A 231-nucleotide genomic window follows, 5' to 3' on the forward strand; every position below is an offset into this window, starting at 1 on the left:
TGGATAAGCTGGCTCCCCAGCTCGATATTTCAAAGGAAGAGCTAATTCGTTTTTGGCCGGATCGTGAAGCCCTGCTTTATGACAGTCTGCGCTACCACGCACAGCAGATAGACACATGGCGCCGCCAGCTGCTGCTGGATGAAACCCTTTCAGCTCGGGATAAAATCTTGGCGCGTTACCACGTGTTGGCTGAGTATGTGCAGCAACAGCGCTATCCCGGCTGCCTGTTTA

At 53.2% G+C, this 231-nt stretch carries 1 protein-coding gene; it reads left to right on the forward strand.

What is annotated here, in order from left to right; genetic code table 11:
- Positions 1–231, forward strand: a 231-nt coding sequence (locus tag ACX9YW_RS23615) for a hypothetical protein (RefSeq protein ID WP_460351251.1), incomplete at both ends; no start/stop codon positions are given.

It is taken from the genome of Pseudoneobacillus rhizolycopersici, from assembly GCF_054786815.1.